Consider the following 2,853-nt stretch of genomic DNA (forward strand, 5'->3'; position numbering starts at 1 on the left):
CGGCCGCCTGGTCCGCAGCCGCGGGTGCGTCGGCGGCGGCCGGCTCGGGCGCCGCGGCTGGAACGGGCTCGACGATCCCGGCCTCCACAACCACCGATTCGACGACCCCGGCTTCGACCCCGGTTTCGACGACGTCGGGCGCCACGATCCCGGGGGCCGGAAGCGCGACCAGCGCGATGTGGGCAGGCGTCGCCTCGTCGGAACCGGCCGAGTCTTCGGACGGTGCTGCGGCCTCGTCGGTCACGGCCTGGGCGGCACCGGGCAGCGGCATCCGGCTCAGCACCTGGACGAGGCGGTCGAGCCACGCGTTCTGCTCGCGCATCAGCTCGATCATGTCGTCGTTGTAGTCGCCCGACGCCGGGTTGGCCGACAGCGCCGCCACGGCCGTCCCGACGCTCTCGACCGCGCCGGCGAGCGACACCATCTGGGCCCGCATCTCGGCGGTTTCGGGCAGCTCGCGATGCACCCCGAGGCTCGCCTCGACCGCACTCTCGATCCGGTCGATCGCCGCGATGAACTCCTTGCGGGCCGTTGCCGCAGCCTCCTTGGCGTCGGGCTCGCGCATCAGCACGGCTTCGATGCGGGTGAGGGCGGCGACCAGATCCTCCAGGATCACGGTGAGGGCCGGGGGCGCCCGCTCGTGGCCGAGCGCCGTCTCGATGCGGCGCAGCGCGGTGACCAGATCCTCGGTCCAGTTGGCCGGCGGGGCGGCGGCCTGGATGGCGTCCAGCGCCGTCTCGATGCGGGCCAGCGGCGCGAGGTCTGCGGCCCGCACGTCCGGCTCCGGCAGCGTCTGCTCGGCGATGGCGGTGCGCATCGCCTCCAGCGCGGTCTCGATCCGGGCGAGGCGGGCGATCTCCTCGGGCGCCACCGCCGGATCGGCCGGCGCCTGCGCCGCCACGGCGGCCTGAAGGGTGTCGAGTGCCGTCTCGATCCTGGCCAGCGGCGCCAGGTCCTCGGCCCGGATTTCCGGCTCGGGGATCTTCTGCGCGGCGACTGCGGTGCCGAGCGCCTCCAGCGCCGTCTCGATGCGTGACAGAGGGGCGAGGTCTTCGGCCCGGATTTCCGGCTCGGGACGTGTCTGCTCGGCGACCGCGCCGCGCAGCGCCTCCAGTGCGGTCTCGATCCGTGACAGCGGGGCGAGATCCTCGGCCCGGATTTCCGGCTCGGGGAGCTTCTGCTCGGCGACCGCGGTGCGCAGGGCGTCCACGGCCTCCTCGATGCGGGCGAGCCGGGCGATCTCCTCGGGCGCGACCGCAGGCTCGGCCGGCGCCTGGGCCGCGACCGCCTGCACCGCGACGGCTTGCGCCGCGACGGCGGCCTGCAGGGTCTCCAGCGCGGTCTCGATCCGCGACAGCGGCGCGAGATCCTCGGCCCGAATCTCGGGCTCCGGGATTTTCTGCTCGACGACGGCGGTCCGCAGCGCCTCGACCGCCTCCTCGATGCGGGCGAGCCTCGCGATCTCCTGCGGATCGACCGCCGGCTCGGTCGGCACCTGTGCCGCCATGGCGGCCTGCGCCGCGACAGCCTGCGCGGCGGCGGCCTGCGCCGCGACGGCCTGTGCTTCGACCGCGGCCTGCAGCGTCTCCAGCGCCGTCTCGATGCGCGACAGCGGCGCGAGGTCCTCAGGGGCCACGGCCGGCGGCGATTCCTGCTCGGCGATCGCCGCCTCGATGCGGGCGAGGGCGGCCGCCACCGCCTCCGGGTCGACGCCGGCGGGCTGCGGCTCGGGCCGGGCGCTCACCGCCTCGTGCAGGCGGCCGAGCGCGTCGAGAACCTCCTCGGTCCGGTCGGTCGAGGGGTCGGGCAGGAAGGCGAGCCGCGCCTCGATGCGGCCGAGCGTCTCCGGCAGCGCGTCGAGCAGGGGCCCCGCAGACGGCGCCTCGGCGGGCTTGGCGCGCGCCTCCTCGCGGGCCTCGGCGACCGCCACCTCGATGCGGCCGAGCACCAGGGCGAGCAGGTCCATCTCCTCGAGCCGGGTGCGCCGCGCGTGCTCGTCGAGGAACCAGCGGCCGCGCCGCGTCTCCAGCAGGGCGTCGCTGATCGCCTCGTACTCGATGTCGGCCGGAGTCCGTTCGATCTCGCCCGGATCGGCGTTCGGGGGGTAGGCGGAGAGCGCGTCGGACATGGTCATCCGTTGATCGGGCCCGCAGGACCGGCAGGACCGAAATCGCCCCCCCGGCACCTGCCGGCGGGCGCTGCGTGGAGCGGAGCCGCACGCAAAACCGGATTTCACTTTCGGCGACCGCGATTTAAAGCATCTGCACGACTCGCCACCGGAGCGCAATCCACCTGATGCCGTTACACAACACGACTTTGCCGGACGACGGTTTTGCCCGGCGCATGGGCGTCTTCTACGCCGCCTATTTCGTGTTCGGCGGCATCCAGCTCCCCTTCCTGCCGGTCTGGCTCGCCGATCGCGGCCTCGATTCGCGCGAGATCGGCCTCGTCCTGGCGCTGGCGATGGCGGCCCGGCCGGTCGTGGTGCCGGTCGCCAGCCGCATCGCCGACCATTTCGGCTGGCTGAAAGGACCCCTGGTCACGGCCGCCTGGCTGACCGCCGGGGCCTTCGTGATCCTGCAGTCCTGCCACGGCTTTCCGGCCATCCTGGCGGCCTATGCGCTGGCCTCGCTGACCCAGGCCGCGATCCTGCCCTTCGCGGACGCCTTCGCATTGCGCGGCCTTTTCGAGCGCGGCCGCACCTATGGGCCCGTGCGCATGTGGGGCTCGGTCAGCTTCATCGCCGCCAATCTGGGCGGCGGGCTGCTGCTGGAGCGGCTCGGTGCCCCGAACGTCGTGTGGGCGCTCGCCGCCGCGCTCGCCGTCACGGCGGTGGCGGCCGGCGCCCTGACG

At 74.0% G+C, this 2,853-nt stretch carries 2 protein-coding genes; one reads left to right on the forward strand and one right to left on the reverse strand.

Annotation, left to right across the window (positions count from 1 at the left end; translation table 11 throughout):
* The coding region (locus CH341_RS30300) for a coiled-coil domain-containing protein (RefSeq protein ID WP_146604691.1) at positions 1-2,134 on the reverse strand (2,134 nt) is incomplete at its 3' end.
* A 209-nt stretch (positions 2,135-2,343) separates the two neighbouring features.
* On the opposite strand from CH341_RS30300, the gene CH341_RS30305 reads away from it, so the two are divergent.
* Positions 2,344-2,853: MFS transporter (locus CH341_RS30305; RefSeq protein WP_210208680.1), on the forward strand; the 510-nt coding region annotated here is incomplete at its 3' end.

The sequence above is a fragment of the Rhodoplanes roseus genome, from assembly GCF_003258865.1.
Lineage (GTDB): Bacteria > Pseudomonadota > Alphaproteobacteria > Rhizobiales > Xanthobacteraceae > Rhodoplanes > Rhodoplanes roseus.